Consider the following 15,529-nt stretch of genomic DNA (forward strand, 5'->3'; position numbering starts at 1 on the left):
CTCACTTATTCACATCGGTCACGAATAAGCCCTTCCTCAGCCATTCTCAGATTCAATCAGAATAAGCCATCCCCAATCTTCTCATAGAGAGGGAAACCTTTTTATTTGGTACAAAACTACTACGAAAAAACAAACTACCTAGAATAAAACGGTTATTCTAGGTAGAAAGCTCAGGTACACATTTTTTTGCTAAAAATGGTTTACTATTTGTTTAAGAAGCCTTGTTGGGATTTTATCATTTTTTGTAATATCTTGATATGTTTCCCGCTCTACGATAACGTCTGCTTTCCCATTATCCACTAAAACTACTGCTGGTCTTGGCAGACGATTATAGTTACTCGCCATGGAAAAATTGTATGCCCCAGTACAACTTACAGCTAATAGATCTCCGGTCTTAGCTGGAGGAAGCTGAACATCCCAAATGAGCATATCACCTGATTCACAGCATTTTCCTGCAATTGTTACTAATTCTGTAGTTTCTTCATTCGCTCGATTTGCTAGCAATGCTTCATATTTCGCATTATAAATGGCTGGTCTCGGATTATCTCCTATTCCACCATCAACAGCAACATACTTACGTATATTGGGTATTTCCTTCATTGTTCCAATCGTATAAATGGTAGTTCCTGACTCTCCCACAATCCATCTCCCTGGTTCAAGCCAAATTTCCGGACATTGATCAGGGAAAGAATTTTCAAGAATTTTAGCGATTCCTTTTACAATTGTTTCAATTGGTTGTGGAGTATCTTGATCCGTATAACGAATACCAAAACCTCCACCGATATTAAATACAGTCGGAAAATAACCAAAGTCTAAGTGGCATTTTTCAATAAACGACACCAAGCGTTTAATTGAAACTTCAAAGGCATCTGCATCAAAAATTTGCGACCCGATATGAGAATGGAAACCTTTTAATAAAAGGTGATTGCTGCCTAATGTATATTGAACAGCTTGTTCTGCCTGTCCACTGCCTAAATCAAATCCAAATTTTGAATCCTCTTGCCCTGTTTGGACAAAGTGATGTGTATGAGCCTCGACTCCAGGAGTAATACGGAAAAGTACGGAAACAACCTGTCCTCTGTCTTTGGCCATATCTTCTAACATGGTGAGTTCGATAAAATTGTCAACCACAATATAACGAATGCCGTAAGATAACGCCGCATCTAGCTCTTCATACGATTTATTATTCCCATGAAAGTAGATGTGCTCTGCAGGAAACTCAGCTTGAATAGCTGTATAAAGCTCTCCACCAGAAACAACATCCAAAAAATAACCCTCTTCTTCCACAATTCTACACATAGCTGTAGTATTAAATGCTTTGCTTGCATATGCCAATCGAAATGGAACAGAAGTACTGCTGCAAGCTTGTTTTAAGCGACGCATTTGATTGCGAATGTTTTCTTCATCCATAATATAAAGAGGGGAACCGTATTGGGCAATAAGCTTTGTTGTATCGCATCCTCCGATTTCCAAATGTCCGTGTTCATTAATTCTGGAAGTACCGTGTAAAAACATCATAATTTTCTCCTTTGCCCCGATAATACATAACTATACGATAGTCTGATAAAGGAGAAAAGTATTATTTTATATCATTTTGGTAGTGAATATTTAATATCAATTGAATTGCTTTTGTCGTTATAGGCGCACCAAGTAAAATAGAATCTCGATGTTTCATCTTTCCAATATCACCAATCCCAATAATAACTGGTACAGCCAATTGATTTAAAACTTCAACCGTATCTCCATATACTCTCGCTGACTTTTGCTTTTGATGATACCCATATTTATTAACACCTGTACTGATGATATTTCCATAACAATCAAGAGACATCTGCACAGGCGTCCCTCTACTGCGCATACAATTAGAAGCCACTACTAACGCACCTAGCACTTCTATTTCAGGATGCATCGCAACTTGATATAAATTATTTTCCCCTGCCCCAATCTTGCTAGATCCACAATCATCAAACATAACAAGAACCGGATCATATGCAGCTTGAAAAATTACAGAAACAAGATCCTCTGCTGTTAAAGAGGAAGGATTACCTGCTGATAAAGATATGCATCGACCGCCGATATTTTTCGCAGCTAATTCTAAACTATCTTTCGCGATCTGATCACCATCTGTTACAAGGATGACTTTTCGTTTCATCACAACTTAGCCTTTCGGCTTAAAAATAAATGCTGTGAGCAATCCAAAGATAATTGCTGCGGAAATACCTGCACTTGTAATTTGAAAGATTCCAGTTAAAACTCCAATTAATCCATCATCTTGGACCGCTTGCAAGGCACCGTGTACCAATGAATTACCAAAATTAGTAATCGGAACGGTCGCTCCTGCCCCCGCAAATGATATTAATGGATCATACCATCCTAATCCATCTAAAATCGCTCCAGCCACAACCAAAATAGTCAGAACGTGAGCTGGAGTTAACTTTGTTAAATCCATTAATAATTGACCAATGACACAAATAAGACCACCAACAACAAATGCTGTAAGAAAAGATCCCATATCCAAGTGACACATCCTTTTATCGCTAATGATAGATGCTCTTAGTATGTCCAAATCCGAAATTGGAATGCAGCAAGAAATGGGTATAATCACATTCTCACTTTCGAATACTATCTATAATTTATTAACAAATGAGGTTTTTCAATGAGAATATCTTCGGACAACAATAAAGACAGTAACCAAAATAGAGATCTCATTTCTAGCGATATTATAAATAATCTGGATTACTTATCGAAACGATTTTCGAATAGCCCTGATTTAGTTGTTCGCTCTTTTCAAACAAAAGGACAAGAAAATGTTTCCCTTGTATTTTTTAGTTGTTTGGTGGATAAAGTCTCCGTAAATGAAGATATTTTACGTCCATTAATGTTTCATCTGAATCACACCAAAGAACTTTTTCAGCCTGAAATCCCAATTCCCGTTGGAAGTGTTCAGAAGTTGAGTTCTTGGATTGATGTCGAAAAAGCTATGTTTCGTGGTGAATCAGTTCTCTTTATTGACACCGTTGCCTATGCACTTGCCTTTTGTACCCAAGGGTGGCCGCAACGTGCTATTGCAGAGCCTCAAATCGAATCATCGATAAAGGGCGGGCATCAAGGATTTGTAGAAACGCTTGAAATAAACCTAGCATTAATTAGACGATACATAACGGATGAAAATCTTGTAGTAACAGAACATACAGCAGGAAAACGCTCGCCTACCAAGTTATTCGTCCTTTATCTAAAAGATATCGTGAATGAAGATTATGTGGATGAAATTACATCCCGAATCCAAAACGTTAGTAAGGATGCAGTCTTAGATATTGGTGAATTGGAAGAAATGATTGAAGATAATTCATTTACCGTCTTTCCTCAATTTCTCATCACAGAAAGACCAGATAATGTTGCATCAAACTTATTGCAGGGAAGAGTAACCGTTTTGATGGATCATTCCCCGAATGCACTTGTAGCACCTATGACATTAGCTGCATTTTTTCAGAGTCAAGACGATTATAGTTTTCGTTGGGTTATCGCTACTTTTTTACGAATGCTGAGAGTAGTTGCTTTTTTTTTAGCGATAAGTTTACCTGCACTATACATTGCAGTTCTCAGTTTTCACTATGAAGTGATTCCTTTGGATTTAATGCTCTCTGTTGGCGAATCCCGATCAAAAGTACCTTTTCCTCCCATATTAGAAGCTATCTTAATGGAGATTGCCATTGAAATGTTACGAGAAGCTGGATTACGTTTACCTAACCCTATTGGGCAAACCGTTGGGGTGGTTGGAGGGATTGTAATCGGAGAAGCTGCGGTACAAGCAGGTATTGTCAGTAATATTATGGTCATTGTTGTTTCCGTTACTGCTATTGCCGGGTTTATCATCCCAAACTACGATATGGCAAATGCAGTTCGATTGGTACGTTTTCCGATTATGTTTCTTTCTGCTTTTTTCGGAATGGTAGGCTTAACCATTGGTTTTATTGTATTATTTGCTCACATTATATCTTTGAAATCATTAGGGGTGCCATTTGGAAGCGCATTTGCACCTATTCAAATAACCGATTGGAAGGATACCTTTATTCGAGTTCCTCTGAGATGGATGAAACGACGGCCTGTTTCAGTAAAAGCTACCCAGTCGATACGTCAAGGAGAAGAAGATAATTAACATGACAAAGAAACCCTTTGCTTTATCATCAAATCAATATGTCTTCCTCATCTACAAGACCCAGATTGGGGTAGGAGTATTAACACTTCCCCACGATTTGTTTCTTTCCAGCGGAATTGACGGTTGGATTGCAGTTTTAATAGGATGGATCGTAAGTATTGTAATGAGTTTTTTGATCATTAACACACTAGAAAAACACCCCAATGAAACCCTGTTTGATTTGCTTCCAAAGTACTTTGGAAAAAAACTAGGGAAGGTTATTCTCTTTTGCTGGGTACTCTATGCGCTTTATGCAGCAGCATATGTGTTTATGTACACCATTTTTATTATTAAAGTCTGGGTGCTTCCAAATACAAATCCCATATTACTCGGACTGCTGTTCATTGTTCCGATCTTTCAAATCACCAAACAAAGTTTACCCATGATCAGCCGCTATGCTGATTTCACTTTTTTGATTACGCTTTGGATGTACCCTATTATTTTAATTACCGCACATTACGGCATGTGGTTTAATTTACTTCCGATCATGAAAGATGGTTGGCTGCCTATTTTTAAATCCACTCCACTAACAGCATTGTCTTTTTTAGGTTTTGAAATAGCATATATGTTTTACCCACGTCTTCAAAATAAAAAATTTGCCTACAAAGGTATTTTTATAGCTAATACGATGACTGCTTTCGTTTTAATCATTGTTACTATACTCAGCTATGTTCGGTTAAGTGAAGCTGAATTGACTTATGCGGTATGGCCAACATTAGATTTAATTAAATTAATACGTTTTCCATTTTTAGAGAGATTGGAAATTATATTTATATCTGGATATATCATCATTTTATTTATGACTGTTATCCCTTACTTATATATGGGGTTAACAGGTGCACTACAGCTTTTTCCTAAGAAAGTGAAAACAAAACCTATGCTCATTGTGATATTGCTGGTTTGGATTGGTATTTTGTTTTTTCCTGTTATCGAATTTGAGCCTATTATTCGTTTCAAAAGATGGTTTGCTAATTTGGGTCTTATCTTTGCTTTTTCATTTCCCATTTTTTTATGGATTTATAACAAAATCTTTTTGTACATACGTAAAGGAGCTGCAAAAGGATGAAATCAACAAGAAAACTCCTCATTATTTTACTGAGCATGCTATGTTTTCTCACTAGCTGTGGCGATATTAACTATCTGGAAAAATCGGATATCATATTATTGATGGGGATCGATCTCAATGAAAAGAATGAGCTAATGTTCTATGCAACTACTCCAGTTTTTAGTACAGAAGTAAAAAAGAATTATCATGTGATGAAAGTAAAAGCAAAAAGTTTACGTGAAGCTCGATATCAATTAGATTCTTTGAGTCAAGGAATGATCGTGAAAGGGAAGATCCAAGTAATTTTAATTGGTAAGAAATTATTAAAGAATAAAGCTGTACTGCCATTTTTGGATGTTATTTTACGTGATCCTAAAGATGATTTAAATAGCAGAGTGGTTCTAGTTGATGGATCCATCGATGATGTCCTTCACGCAAATATGGACGACAAAGGAAGATTAGGCGTTGTCATCAGAAATATGATCGATTCTTCTTTCAACAGCGGAATCATACTCAATCCCAATTTACAACAATTTACTGCCCAGCAATTAGACACGCGCTTTACACCACTGATCCCACAACTTAAAGTAATCCAGAGAGAGCCCAAAATTACTGGTCTTGCTCTACTATCACATGAAGGCTTATATGTGACTTCCTTAAACTTGTTTGAAAGTCCTTTAGTCATGAGTATACAAAAATTTTTTACAGAAAAGATTCCCATTTCCTTATATATCTCATCTAGCAAAATCCAAGAAAAAAAAGAATATCGACGAGTAAGCATTGCCATAAAAAATATTGTAAGAAAAGTAAATACAAAAATCGTAAACGATCACTTTCAATTTGATGTTCAATTAACTTTACACGCAGACCTTGTGGAACGGATGTTTTTTCTAGATGTAGAAAAACATGCTCAGTTATTAACCGAAATGATCCAAGAACAACTAAGCGCCGAATACATGAAGCTTGTACGAAAAACTCAAAAGTATAAGATCGATCCGATCGGTTTCGGTGTCTACGCGAGGGCAATGCAGTATGAACAATGGAAAAAAGTGCAAAGAAATTGGTTCTCCGAATTTTCCAAAGCAAAAGTTAATGTTCACGTAAATCTTATACTAACTAATACGGGAGTGAGCCATTAAAATACGGGGGCCAAAGTTCACATGATGGGATAGATGGATCATTTGGTGCATAATGGGAAAGTTTCTTCAGAAAGTAACAAGTTTCTGGAAGATGATGCTCCAAAAAACGGTATGTTAATCGACTAAAAAGCTGAGTTTCTTTGTACTTTTGTAAAACATAGATAACCAAATTTGTAAACTCATTTACTTTTACAACAACTTCGCGAACGAAATCTACATGCTGGGGAACATTCGATTCTGTAAAATGCTCCATCTGTTTGATTTTTCTATTTTTAAAGAGAAAGGCTAAAAACGTTTGAGTAAGCGCATTTGCTTGTCGAATAATCCCTCCTTCCAGTGGATCTAATCCGTTTGCAAGCAGTTCAGCATGACCAGCTTGGTCTTCTAACCATAAATCTAGTAGATTCGTTAGTGAGAGGTTAGGTGCCTCTCGTCCACAACTGAGATAACCAAGAATCCGCAAATACTCTTGATTTTCTAAAAGAGTTCCGGTTAAAAAAGATGGCGTTAAATTTAAGTTTACTTTATTACGGATACGAAGATATTCTAGATTGGATTCTAGTGTGTAATATCCATATGCCACAGGATGAGCCTCTCTAGCGAAGGAAGTCATTTCGTATGAAGACGCAGTAAGACTTGGGTTTATCGACTGCAATTTTTTTCGTAAATAGGCAAACTGATCAATATAACTGTTAGCAAGTTTTACATACTTTTTTTCTTTTGGAGATAGATAATCCCTTACAAAATGAGCATGATCAGACAAAATTTTTAGCCAAAAAAAATGTTCTTCCCACGGTGAAATATAGGATCTATCACTCAATATAATCTCCTCCTTTTCCCTCTCTCCCAAGTTTATTAATGAACAAGTTCCAATATCCCTAGTCATCTCCAAGTACAAAAAAAAAGAGGTTTTTATCAACCTCTTTTTCGTTATAACAAATGCACTTTCATCTGCGATATTATCTTTTTTTCCAAACGTGATACCTGTACTTGAGAAATACCAAGCCTTTTTGCTACATCTGACTGCGTTTGATCCTTGTAATAACGCAAATAAACTATCAAACGCTCCCGTTCTGTCAATTGATCAATCGCTTCTTTTAGTGCTATTTTATCAAACCAACTTACATCAGATTCATCGGCAATTTGATCCATCAACGTGATCGGATCTCCATCGTTCTCATAGACCGTCTCATGAATCGATGTTGGAGCACGATTTGCTTCTTGAGCAAAAACAATCTCTTCTGGTGTAAGATCTAACGCTTCTGCCACTTCTTTTAAGGTGGGAACTCGATTTAATTTTTTACTCAGTTCATCTTTCTTTTTTCGAACTTTGGTTGCAATTTCTTTTAAAGAACGACTTACTTTAACCATTCCATCATCACGAAGAAAGCGTTGAATTTCCCCTATTATCATTGGCACTGCATATGTAGAAAATTTCACGTCATAAGATAAGTCGAATTTATCTATGGCCTTTAATAAACCGATAGAACCAATTTGAAAAAGATCTTCGGCATCATATCCACGTCCTAAAAAGCGTTGAACAACAGACCAAACCAGGCGAATGTTGTGTTTGATCAAATAATCTCTTGCTGCATAATCACCTTGCTGACTGGAATAAATCAGTTGTTTCACCTCTTGATCTGGCAAATAGCGGTGTCTTGTATTCCGTACATCAGCTTCCATTACTTATCCCTCAATTCGCCATCGTTTGAGGATGATTTTTTAATTGCTTTACTAGAAGTACCGTTGTTCCTTGACCAAGATTTGAGCGAATTGTCACTTCATCCATAAAGTTTTCCATGATCGTAAATCCCATTCCTGATCTTTCTAGTTCTGGTTTGGACGTAAACAAAGGTTGACGCGCTTGTCCAATATCTTCAATTCCTATACCTTTATCGGTAATTTGAATCGTTATTTTGGAGCCGTTTATTTCCGCACGAATATAAACTTGTTCTTCTGCTTGTTCTTCATATCCATGAATAATTGCATTTGTAACTGCTTCCGATACAACTGTTTTGATATCATTTAACTCATCTAAACTCGGATCTAGTTGAGAAACAAATGCAGCTACAGCAATTCTGGCAAAAGCTTCATTTTCAGAAAGACTTGAAAACGATAACTCCATAACGTTTCGATAAGTATTCATGAGGCCACCTCACATGCAGAAATAGCGCTATTCTCATCTTGATAAGGTGGCAGTATTTGAAATAGTCCTGACATTTCCATCAACTTATAGACAGACGGCTGAACAGAACACAAATACATTTTTCCACCTTTGCTTGTCATTTGCTTGTATCTTCCTAAGATCACACCAAGGCCTGAACTATCCATAAACTGCAAATCATTTAGATTTAGTACCAGATGAGAGTGAATATTTTTAATCAATTCTTCTTCGATTTTTCCTCGGACTGCAGTTGCAGTATGATGATCCAAATCACCAGAAAGACGAACAATAAGAACACAATGGTTCGAAGTAATTTCAATAGATAACGACAATCTAGCACGCTCCCTTCAGTCTGTTACCGAATACATTCTCTTTTTTACCTAATATTTCCTCCTAAACGTACATACTCAAAAAGAAACAAAAAGCTGATTGCATTTACGCAATCAGCTTGGATTTAAAATAATGTATCTTCTAATACTTTTTTCACAGAAGACCAAAAACCTGCTTTACCTATATTTGTAGAACTGATCAGTTCCATCGCAGCAACTTTTCTTCCATCTTTATGAAATTCCATCGTACCTAACACTTGGCCTTTCTTAATCGGTACATGAAGTGTATTCCATCGCAAAACTCTTCGTATTCCATTAGGATTTTCGCCTTTTTTCATCATCATGCTTATCGGATGACGAGCACGAATGGTGATATACTCTGGATCTCCTTTTTCGATCCGCACTTTTGCAATGACATCACCTTTTTTGTAAAAAACCTTATTTGTGAATTGGGCAAATGCATAATCTAGCATTTGCGAAACTTCAGCATTGCGTACTTTTGTATCTGGTTCACCCATTACTACTGCAATAACACGAAAGTTTTCTCGTTTTGCAGTAGCTGTTAAGCAAAAACGAGCTTCGTCTGTAAATCCAGTCTTCAAGCCATCTAACCCTGGATAAAAACGAACCAATTTGTTGGTATTAACTAACCAAAACGGTTTTTTACTGCCTTGACGCAAATAATCTTGATACATCCCCGTAAACTTTGTTATTTCTGGATGTTTCAATAACTCCCTGGACATCAAAGCAATATCATGTGCAGAAGAATAATGATCGGCAACAGGCAATCCATTGGAATTTTGAAACTTCGAATCATTCATTCCTAATTCTTTCGCCCGAGTATTCATCATCTCTGCAAATCGCTGCTCTGAGCCGCCCAATTTCTCTGCCATTGCTGCGGATGCATCGTTAGCAGATCCCACTGCTATACCTTTAAGCATATCTCGTACACTCATCTGTTCTCCAGGCTCAAGAAAAATTTGCGAACCACCTTTGGAAGCAGCATTTTCACTCACACTTACTTGATCATTCCATTTTAGTTGTCCACGTTCAATCGCTTCCATGATCAAAAGCATGGTCATTACTTTAGTAATACTTGCTGGCGGCAGCTTATCGTGTCCATTTTTTTCAAAAATGACAGCTCCTGTATCCGCATCGAGTAATACAGCAGACCGCGCATTGGGTGCGAGATCAGAAGTATTATCAGGCCCTGCAAATACACCAGTAGGAATAGAGACAATTCCTAGACAAAAAATAGAAAAAAGAATGCTGAATCTTTTCCACATGATTTTTTCATACCTCCTATCGTACGAACATAGTGTGCGCAGAGAATTGGAAGAATATGCGATATGTGGAAAATACAATAAACACTCTTTTATATATTGCTATACAAAAGCAGAATATTGCAATGATGAGTTATTAAATTTATTATTAATATAATGTCTTTCTTCTAACAGATGGCGGATAAGATGACCATTCAAACACATTTCACCAAAATTCCTCGTTGGATTGCCGAGGAAGTAAGGCGCCAAGGTGATCCAGATGAGTATCGAATTTATATGGAACGTGCTTGGGTCTATGCTCTTGAGCGGGAACACCGGCTTCCCACCGTGGAAGACGTTTTCCAGCTTTACCAGCGGGTAATTCCAGGTGTGAAAAAAGGCTGGCGGTCCGGACCTGCTGTTTTTCTCGCTAACGCAGGCACAGCTCTTGAAGCACATCTCATCTCAGACCATTTGGATAAACTGTTCAATCTCCTGCCCGAACTTACAAGTACTCCTACAATGGATGATGAGCTTGCAAAGGAATGGGTGAAAGAATTTGAATACATTCATCCTGGGGAAGACGGAAATGGGAGAATGGGCGCGATTCTGTACAATTGGAATCGTGGAACGCTAAGAAATCCCGATCCACTCCCGAAGCTGTTCTAACGAAACAGTTTGGCGCGACCTCCCCTACATAGGGAAGGTTGCGCCGCTATTTTTTATCCATTATCCGAACAGATCTCATTCTTTGACTTCTCTGATGTCCATACACCATTTTTTATCTCTGCATAACTAATTGACAACTCCATACGGCTAAAGCCGTTGGATTCTTGAGACGATAGCCTCATGACTATTTCATTACCAAGCTAACCCCTTGCGCCCCACGGTTTATGTTTGTTGATTTCTTCTTTGCCGCGAGCAAACTTGGTTTTCGTCTGTCACGACTATACATATATCACTATGGGATTATTTGTTTGTAAATTTGCTTTTTTCCAAAGGTTGAACTAGTGAAGGAAAATTCCTTACCCTCGTTCAACACTCGCTTTCATCCCACGATTTAAACCGTGGGGTTTTCTCGCTCGCAATGTTATAAAAATAAACAAAGACAAACAAACAAACCAAATTTACCCATTGACATATTACATACACTACCTACCTGTGTTTATTCCTCTACTATCCATTATTGTAATATTCGGTATTCTTGCATGTCATGGCGAACCATTGAGGAAAGACCATATGGTTCGCCATGATACTACCCGATAACATCGTCTGTTGTTAGAGCTAGACTTTTAGCCTGCCAGCTGTTGATCTCCTTCTTTGAAGTTGCATTGAAGGGATGAAAGTACGTATATGCCTTGTTTGCTCTGTCCAGCACACCAACAGAGACCCATTCATCGTTTTGGATCAAGAACATCCCAGATCCAGACTGCCCTGGAATACTCGAACCAGAACATTCTCCGAATGAATCGATAAATCCATTGAACCGATGAGCAGACGACCACATCTCCATATGTGAAGGATACGACTGCATATCTCCTGGATAACCAGCAGTGTAAATTTCCTTCCCAACAGGAAAATTCTCCGGAAAACTACTCACCTGTACCGACTTGTAGTTCTCTACAGGAATAGGAAGATACACTGCGACAAAGTCATTTTCTCCAGTAGAAGGGTTGTATTGAGAACTGATCTCGTAAAGCTTAGTAAAAGTCTCCCAATACCCTCCTTTTTGCGGAATGGCAACATCAATCTGACAAACAGGCTGATCCGTAGGGAAACAGTGAGCTGCTGTCACAACCATCTGCTTGGTCGCCAAATATCCGGAACACTGTTCTGATGTCGTTTCTGTCTCAACCACCAGAAGAAAGATGGACTGGTATGGAGACATCATACTATTGGAGACAACCTTTCCCGTTTCATGCACTTCGAATGATGGCTTTGCAACATCCGAAACGAACAGAAATGGGGAAATAATGATGGCGTTCCACAGCCAACAGAGTACAATTAGGATCTTTGCCTTTTTCGTCAAAACAGAAAACATGCGGCATCCAATCTCGAGTAGTACCTTACTAACAATTATACCTTTGAATTAGGAATCCGCGCGGGAAAAAACAAGAGACGTCTACGAAAAAGTAGACATCTCTTGTTTTTATTTGGGACTTAAACTCTTACATCACGTAATTTTTAATATCTTTCATTGGTTAAACTTCACTAAGTATACCTTTGACCAATTGGATAAACTTTGGTTTGGTTCGGGTAGCAGTTTCCATCACTTGTTCATGGGTAAGCGGCTCTAATTCTTCTCCAATTGCCATATCTGTAATACACGAAATACCAATTACGGATAAACCAACGAAACTAGCAGCAATTACTTCTGGGACAGTGGACATTCCAACTGCATCTCCCCCCAGTTTGCGCAGCATAATAAGTTCAGCTGGAGTCATATAGGCTGGGCCGCTAATTCCTGCATATACACCTTTTTGAATGGTAAATCCTTTTTGTAAAGCAATTTTCTCCGCTATATCAATCAAAGAAATTGTATAAGCTTGGCTCATATCGGGAAATCGCGGTCCTATTTCTGAAAGATGGGAACCGATCAATGGATTGGAGCCCGTCATATTTAGATGATCAGTAATAACCATTAAGTCTCCTGCTCGAAATTTGGAATTCATTCCACCTGCAGCATTGGTCACTACTAAAACTTCTACACCCAGAAGCTTCATCACAAATACAGGGAAAACAACATCTTGTTGATCATAGCCTTCATAAAAATGAAATCTCCCCTGCATTGCTACTACCGTTTTTCCTTCCAGTTCGCCAATCACCAGTTGTCCCACATGTCCTTCAACGGTTGAAACAGGAAAATATGGAATGTTTGCATAATCAATTTTTGTTGCATTTTCTATTTGATCAGCTAAATCACCTAGACCTGATCCAAGTATTAGCCCAATAGATGGACTTTTAGGGCACAAATCTTTGATAGTTTTAACAGCTTCTTTTATTTGCTCCCAACGATTCATTGTTTTTGCTCCTAACGTATCGCTTGTAATATTCCATGTAATAGTTGGACAAAATCTCCTTTTACACGCTCTGCAGTTTCCATTACTTCTTCATGACTTAAGGCTTGTGGTAGTATTCCTGCTGCCATATTCGTGATACAAGATATTCCCAGTACTTTTATCCCCGCATGTCGAGCAACTATCACTTCTGGGACAGTTGACATCCCTACTGCGTCTCCGCCTAGAACTCGAATCATCCGAATTTCCGCGGGCGTTTCATAAGATGGGCCAAGCACTGCGGCATACACACCTGTTTTTAGCGTAATACCTTGCTTTTCTGCTATTTTTCCAGCCAATTCTCGTAAATCAGCATCGAATGCTGCGGACATATCCGGGAATCTTTCCCCAACACTTGCATCATTAGGACCAATAAGAGGATTGCGATACATTAAATTAATATGATCTTGAATCAACATTAAATTGCCTGGCTCAAAAGTTGTATTCACTCCACCCGCAGCATTGGTTACGAGTAACGTATCTACTCCCAAAGCTTTCATTACCCTTATTGGAAATGTCACCGCATCAAGAGCATGACCTTCATATAGATGAAATCTTCCCCGCATCGTGATTACTGTCTTCTCTTCCAATTCACCTATTACTAACTCTCCGGCATGTCCTTCAACTGTAGACACTGGGAAATGTGGAATCTGGTCATATGCAATCGTAACCGGATTTTTGATTTCATCTGCTAACATTCCTAAACCCGATCCTAAAATAAGTCCGATTTTGGGTTGCTTTCTTACTTTTTGCTGAATAACGCTTACTGCTTCTTGAATTGTACTCATCTCACTCACCCTTTATCTTTGTATAAAAACTTTCCCCCATAGGCGATTGCACCTGAAAAATATCTGCAAGCGTAGCTCCTACGTCAGCAAACGTTTTTCGAACACCTAAATTTTTGTCATCCGATGTCTTTCCTGTTCGATATACCAGCAAAGGTACATATTCTCTTGTATGATCCGTTCCATGGAATGTAGGATCATTCCCATGATCAGCTGTGATGATCAATAGATCGTTCTCCGTTAATTCAGCCAGTATTTCTGGAACTCTTGCATCAAATTCTTCTAGTGCCTTTGCATATCCCTCTGGATCACGTCTGTGTCCAAACTTCGCATCAAAATCAACTAAATTCACAAATATAAGTCCTTTTGATGTTTCCTCCATACATTTTAATAATTTATCTACACCATCCATATTGGATTTTGTATGTACTGAACTCGTTATACCTTCATCATCAAAAATATCGGAAATTTTGCCTACTGCTACTACTTCCACTCCGGTTTCTTTTAAGTAATCTAAAACAGTATGACCAGGTGGTTTTACACTGTAATCTCTCCGATTTGCCGTTCGCATGAAATTTCCAGGTTCACCGATAAAAGGACGAGCAATTACACGCACTACCGAGAACCGGTCTTCCATGGTCAATTCTCTGGCGATCTCACAAATATGATATAGTTCATCAAGTGGAATTATTTCTTCATGTGCAGCGATTTGGAAGACACTATCAGCAGAAGTATAAACAATTATACTTCCCGTTTTCATATGTTCTTCTCCCAAATCTTCGATGATCTGTGTTCCAGATGCCACACAGTTTCCAATTACTTTCCTCCCTGTCTTCTCCTCCAAAAGCTGTATTAACTCTCTAGGAAAACCGTCTGGATAACTCGGAAAAGGAATATCCGTTCGTAAACCCATTAGCTCCCAATGCCCCGTTGTTGTATCTTTCCCTTTTGATACTTCTACCATTTTTCCAAAATAAGCTTGAGGGAGATCTACTGGTAAAACACCTTCCAACGCTTGAATATTTCCTAAACCTAATTTTTGCATATTTGGCATCTGCAAACCATTTTGATTCTCTGCAATATGTAACAAGGTATGTGAACCCACATCATTAAAATTACCTGCATCAGGTAATTCTCCAATTCCTACACTATCGAGTACAATCAATACCACTCGCGAAATAGACAATTTTTTCACCTCAACAAAAAGAGTAACAAAAAAGAGACGCAACGCATAGCCTTAGCATGCACTTCATCTCTTTCTTTCATGCTTCCTTTTATCCTATTCTCCAATCCAATAGAATACGAATAATCGATCTAACCAAGAATTTGCTGTGTTCGATTGATATAATGATGAATCCATCGTTGATACTTTCACAGCATTACCAAACGGCTCTTGATAAGGGGATCGGTGTGGAAAGAAATAGGAAAATATTTGGAATAGTTGAGAAATCAGAAAAACAAACAGGAGAAATAAACAAAAAAATAAACCAATCTGTTTTATCTTTCGTAATGAAAGAATCATCAAATCACCCTTATAGTCAGTACTAATCTAAA

The 15,529-nt window shown here is 38.1% G+C and carries 17 protein-coding genes; 4 read left to right on the forward strand and 13 right to left on the reverse strand.

The features are described from left to right. Nucleotides 1-189 precede the first annotated feature (189 nt). The 3 genes from lysA to spoVAE all read right to left on the reverse strand — a co-directional run bounded on the left by lysA (nt 190) and on the right by spoVAE (nt 2,512). Nucleotides 190-1,515 (reverse strand): diaminopimelate decarboxylase, encoded by a 1,326-nt coding sequence (lysA, locus tag AC5WOC_RS04390; RefSeq protein WP_496054941.1) that lies wholly within the window; start codon nt 1,513-1,515, stop codon nt 190-192. Between the two features lie 64 nt (nt 1,516-1,579). Continuing rightward, nucleotides 1,580-2,152: a stage V sporulation protein SpoVABEA gene (spoVAEA, locus tag AC5WOC_RS04395; protein ID WP_496054942.1), complete on the reverse strand. Its 573-nt coding sequence runs from the start codon at nt 2,150-2,152 to the stop codon at nt 1,580-1,582. 6 nt (nt 2,153-2,158) lie between these two features. Continuing rightward, nucleotides 2,159-2,512 carry a stage V sporulation protein AE gene (spoVAE, locus tag AC5WOC_RS04400; protein ID WP_496054943.1) on the reverse strand — a complete coding sequence of 118 codons (354 nt, stop codon included), beginning with the start codon at nt 2,510-2,512 and terminating at the stop codon, nt 2,159-2,161. A 144-nt stretch (nt 2,513-2,656) separates the two neighbouring features. Here spoVAE and AC5WOC_RS04405 point away from each other — a divergent pair, with 144 nt between their 5' ends. Genes AC5WOC_RS04405 through AC5WOC_RS04415 form a run of 3 tightly spaced genes read left to right on the forward strand, consistent with a single transcriptional unit; the run spans nt 2,657 to nt 6,379 of the window. Next, nucleotides 2,657-4,156, forward strand: a complete 1,500-nt coding sequence (locus tag AC5WOC_RS04405) for a spore germination protein (RefSeq protein ID WP_496054186.1) — start codon at nt 2,657-2,659, stop codon at nt 4,154-4,156. A 1-nt stretch (nt 4,157) separates the two neighbouring features. Next, nucleotides 4,158-5,261 carry a GerAB/ArcD/ProY family transporter gene (locus AC5WOC_RS04410; RefSeq protein ID WP_496054187.1) on the forward strand — a complete coding sequence of 368 codons (1,104 nt, stop codon included), beginning with the start codon at nt 4,158-4,160 and terminating at the stop codon, nt 5,259-5,261. Continuing rightward, nucleotides 5,258-6,379 carry a Ger(x)C family spore germination protein gene (locus AC5WOC_RS04415; protein ID WP_496054188.1) on the forward strand — a complete coding sequence of 374 codons (1,122 nt, stop codon included), beginning with the start codon at nt 5,258-5,260 and terminating at the stop codon, nt 6,377-6,379. Before AC5WOC_RS04410 ends, AC5WOC_RS04415 begins: the two co-directional genes overlap by 4 nt. Here AC5WOC_RS04415 and AC5WOC_RS04420 read toward each other — a convergent pair. The 5 genes from AC5WOC_RS04420 to AC5WOC_RS04440 form a co-directional block, all read right to left on the reverse strand. Further along, nucleotides 6,357-7,199: a DUF2935 domain-containing protein gene (locus AC5WOC_RS04420; RefSeq protein WP_496054189.1), complete on the reverse strand. Its 843-nt coding sequence runs from the start codon at nt 7,197-7,199 to the stop codon at nt 6,357-6,359. The genes AC5WOC_RS04415 and AC5WOC_RS04420 overlap by 23 nt on opposite strands. Nucleotides 7,200-7,309: 110 nt before the next feature. Further along, nucleotides 7,310-8,062: an RNA polymerase sporulation sigma factor SigF gene (sigF, locus tag AC5WOC_RS04425; protein WP_496054190.1), complete on the reverse strand. Its 753-nt coding sequence runs from the start codon at nt 8,060-8,062 to the stop codon at nt 7,310-7,312. 10 nt (nt 8,063-8,072) lie between these two features. Beyond that, the gene (gene spoIIAB / locus AC5WOC_RS04430; RefSeq protein WP_496054191.1) at nt 8,073-8,525 is read right to left on the reverse strand and encodes an anti-sigma F factor; all 453 of its coding nucleotides are present in this window, start codon (nt 8,523-8,525) and stop codon (nt 8,073-8,075) included. Continuing rightward, nucleotides 8,522-8,875 carry an anti-sigma F factor antagonist gene (spoIIAA, locus tag AC5WOC_RS04435; RefSeq protein ID WP_496054192.1) on the reverse strand — a complete coding sequence of 118 codons (354 nt, stop codon included), beginning with the start codon at nt 8,873-8,875 and terminating at the stop codon, nt 8,522-8,524. The genes spoIIAB and spoIIAA overlap by 4 nt, the downstream gene beginning before the upstream one ends. 122 nt (nt 8,876-8,997) lie before the next feature. Continuing rightward, nucleotides 8,998-10,158, reverse strand: a complete 1,161-nt coding sequence (locus AC5WOC_RS04440; protein ID WP_496054193.1) for a D-alanyl-D-alanine carboxypeptidase family protein — start codon at nt 10,156-10,158, stop codon at nt 8,998-9,000. A 183-nt stretch (nt 10,159-10,341) separates the two neighbouring features. Here AC5WOC_RS04440 and AC5WOC_RS04445 point away from each other — a divergent pair, with 183 nt between their 5' ends. Then, on the forward strand, nt 10,342-10,803 hold the full coding sequence (locus AC5WOC_RS04445; RefSeq protein ID WP_496054194.1) for a hypothetical protein: 462 nt from the start codon (nt 10,342-10,344) through the stop codon (nt 10,801-10,803). Between the two features lie 586 nt (nt 10,804-11,389). Here the strand turns inward: AC5WOC_RS04445 and AC5WOC_RS04450 are convergent. The 5 genes from AC5WOC_RS04450 to AC5WOC_RS04470 all read right to left on the reverse strand — a co-directional run bounded on the left by AC5WOC_RS04450 (nt 11,390) and on the right by AC5WOC_RS04470 (nt 15,497). Further along, entirely contained in the window at nt 11,390-12,175 is a 786-nt protein-coding gene (locus AC5WOC_RS04450; RefSeq protein ID WP_496054195.1) for a trypsin-like serine peptidase, read from the reverse strand. Nucleotides 12,176-12,335: 160 nt separating this feature from the next. After that, nucleotides 12,336-13,154: a purine-nucleoside phosphorylase gene (locus AC5WOC_RS04455; protein ID WP_496054196.1), complete on the reverse strand. Its 819-nt coding sequence runs from the start codon at nt 13,152-13,154 to the stop codon at nt 12,336-12,338. Nucleotides 13,155-13,165: 11 nt separating this feature from the next. After that, on the reverse strand, nt 13,166-13,978 hold the full coding sequence (locus AC5WOC_RS04460; RefSeq protein ID WP_496054197.1) for a purine-nucleoside phosphorylase: 813 nt from the start codon (nt 13,976-13,978) through the stop codon (nt 13,166-13,168). Nucleotide 13,979: 1 nt separating this feature from the next. Further along, nucleotides 13,980-15,161: a phosphopentomutase gene (gene deoB, locus AC5WOC_RS04465; protein ID WP_496054198.1), complete on the reverse strand. Its 1,182-nt coding sequence runs from the start codon at nt 15,159-15,161 to the stop codon at nt 13,980-13,982. A gap of 93 nt (nt 15,162-15,254) precedes the next feature. Further along, nucleotides 15,255-15,497 carry a DUF4227 family protein gene (locus AC5WOC_RS04470; protein WP_496054199.1) on the reverse strand — a complete coding sequence of 81 codons (243 nt, stop codon included), beginning with the start codon at nt 15,495-15,497 and terminating at the stop codon, nt 15,255-15,257. Nucleotides 15,498-15,529 lie beyond the last annotated feature (32 nt).

Source organism: Shimazuella sp. NTD247 (genome assembly GCF_059510415.1).

Coding starts and splice junctions, on each gene's coding strand:
- lysA (WP_496054941.1), bottom strand. CDS start 1,515: ATGTTTTTACACGGTACTTCCAGAATTAATGAACACGGACATTTGGAA.
- spoVAEA (WP_496054942.1), bottom strand. CDS start 2,152: ATGAAACGAAAAGTCATCCTTGTAACAGATGGTGATCAGATCGCGAAA.
- spoVAE (WP_496054943.1), bottom strand. CDS start 2,512: ATGGGATCTTTTCTTACAGCATTTGTTGTTGGTGGTCTTATTTGTGTC.
- AC5WOC_RS04405 (WP_496054186.1), top strand. CDS start 2,657: ATGAGAATATCTTCGGACAACAATAAAGACAGTAACCAAAATAGAGAT.
- AC5WOC_RS04410 (WP_496054187.1), top strand. CDS start 4,158: ATGACAAAGAAACCCTTTGCTTTATCATCAAATCAATATGTCTTCCTC.
- AC5WOC_RS04415 (WP_496054188.1), top strand. CDS start 5,258: ATGAAATCAACAAGAAAACTCCTCATTATTTTACTGAGCATGCTATGT.
- sigF (WP_496054190.1), bottom strand. CDS start 8,062: ATGGAAGCTGATGTACGGAATACAAGACACCGCTATTTGCCAGATCAA.
- spoIIAB (WP_496054191.1), bottom strand. CDS start 8,525: ATGAATACTTATCGAAACGTTATGGAGTTATCGTTTTCAAGTCTTTCT.
- AC5WOC_RS04440 (WP_496054193.1), bottom strand. CDS start 10,158: ATGTGGAAAAGATTCAGCATTCTTTTTTCTATTTTTTGTCTAGGAATT.
- AC5WOC_RS04445 (WP_496054194.1), top strand. CDS start 10,342: ATGACCATTCAAACACATTTCACCAAAATTCCTCGTTGGATTGCCGAG.
- AC5WOC_RS04450 (WP_496054195.1), bottom strand. CDS start 12,175: ATGTTTTCTGTTTTGACGAAAAAGGCAAAGATCCTAATTGTACTCTGT.
- AC5WOC_RS04455 (WP_496054196.1), bottom strand. CDS start 13,154: ATGAATCGTTGGGAGCAAATAAAAGAAGCTGTTAAAACTATCAAAGAT.
- AC5WOC_RS04460 (WP_496054197.1), bottom strand. CDS start 13,978: ATGAGTACAATTCAAGAAGCAGTAAGCGTTATTCAGCAAAAAGTAAGA.
- AC5WOC_RS04470 (WP_496054199.1), bottom strand. CDS start 15,497: ATGATTCTTTCATTACGAAAGATAAAACAGATTGGTTTATTTTTTTGT.